The sequence below is a fragment of the Streptomyces sp. NPDC004647 genome (assembly GCF_040609575.1).
Taxonomy (GTDB): Bacteria; Actinomycetota; Actinomycetes; order Streptomycetales; family Streptomycetaceae; genus Streptomyces.
Map to the genome: position 1 here is coordinate 1 of NZ_JBEXKU010000210.1, position 1,482 is coordinate 1,482.

The following is a 1,482-nucleotide window of genomic DNA, read 5'->3' on the forward strand; positions in this document are numbered from 1 at the left end:
GTCGTACCGCGCGCTGAAACCAGGTGCCCCACTTGTCGTCCCGCACCGTGTAGGAGTACTCGATCCAGGTCGTCTCGCCTGGGTACAGCGGGTACCGGCCGTAGTCGTTCTCGAAGAGGAGCCACAGTTCCTTGAACGCGTCCCGATCGTGCTGGACTCGCCATCCGATTGGCTCGTCTCCGACCTTCGCCGTGAGGCTGATCTCCTCCCACGTGAGCGGGTTCTCGCGGTAGAGCCGGTTCGAGCGTTCCGGGCTGCCGGGGTAACGATCGACGGAGATGCGGATCAGGTACCGCGCGATGGGATCCGGACTCGCGTTGTAGAGCTGCCGACGCTGCGTCGCTCGGTATTTCGTGCCGTCGTAGTAAAGCTCGGCATCGTCGTGTTGAACGATCACGCTCGCCGGTTGGCTGTCGGGGCCGGAGCTGTCGGGAGACTGTTGGTGCGGCACGGCTTCGCTGCGGGATTGGGGCTCGATCTCCGCAAACGCGCGGCGGAGGGCTCCGCCAGCATGAAGGATGCGGTCGGCCTGCTCGGCGAATCCTCGTGCCGGCCTTTGCTGTCCGCCCTCGACCTTGGACACGTACGAGGGTGTGTAGCCAACGGCCTTCGCCAAAGCGGACTGCGAAAGCCCCCGAACATCTCGCCACCGCTTGAGCTCCGCAATAAACGGTTCAGCTCCAGGCTTCTCCTGGGACATCTCGCCTCCGCTGGCTGTGCCTGTGAGTGATCTGTGAGTGATCGACTCTCAGCCTGTAATCAACGTCATGACCTGCGTTTTGCTGGCTTCACCAGGACGGAAGCTACCCGAACGAAAGGCGGTCGGTGAAGTGACTCCCGACGAACTGGCCACGGTCGTAAGGATGTTGGCGAACCTCTCGGAACGGATCGCCGAGTTGAGTCAGAGAGTAGATGCGCTGATCACGACGACCGGCGACCGGCCGCGTCCTCAAGCTGAGCGACGCGATCCGCCAGATCCTTGACGGTGGCCTGCAATGCGCTGAGGTGCTTCGTGATCTCGACGAACTCAGCTGATCCCTCGGGCTCTTGGTGGGCTGATGTGGCGTCTGAGCGGACGAAGCTCCCACGGCCGGGGCTTGTGTAGATCAGTCCCTCCGACCGAAGGATCTCCACAGCGCTCTGAGCGGTCATCACTGCCACGCCGAAGCGCTCAGCCAGCTTCCGCACAGCCGGAATCTTCGCGCCTGGGGCCAATTCTCCAGAGTTGATCTCGCTCCGGATGGCGCTGGCTACCTGACGGGAAGCGGGCTCGGAATCGTCGGGGATCAGGCTCATCCCTCGAGACTATCGCCGTTTTCCGTCCTAGGGCACCCAGGACTCTTGCCACACGCGAGGGAGTGTGTACTGTGACGCCTAGGGCACGCAATACAAACCGGAGGGCGGCGCACCTACCGCCAAGCAGTTTCGCCGCCCTCCTTCGTCCCCGAAGGGAGCTTCCATCATGCCCGTGACGCTCATCGC

2 protein-coding genes are annotated in these 1,482 nt (G+C 63.2%); both read right to left on the reverse strand.

Annotation, left to right across the window (positions count from 1 at the left end; genetic code table 11):
* Positions 1–700 (reverse strand): helix-turn-helix transcriptional regulator (locus tag ABZW18_RS34720; protein WP_356195504.1); only part of this gene is annotated, 700 nt, incomplete at its 3' end.
* Between the two features lie 221 nt (positions 701–921).
* Complete coding sequence (locus ABZW18_RS34725) at positions 922–1,296, reverse strand: winged helix-turn-helix domain-containing protein (RefSeq protein WP_356195505.1); 375 nt, start codon at positions 1,294–1,296, stop codon at positions 922–924.
* Positions 1,297–1,482: the final 186 nt, after the last annotated feature.

Bases quoted from the DNA above. Each gene is read 5' to 3' on its own strand.
- ABZW18_RS34725 (WP_356195505.1), bottom strand. From the start codon at position 1,296: ATGAGCCTGATCCCCGACGATTCCGAGCCCGCTTCCCGTCAGGTAGCC.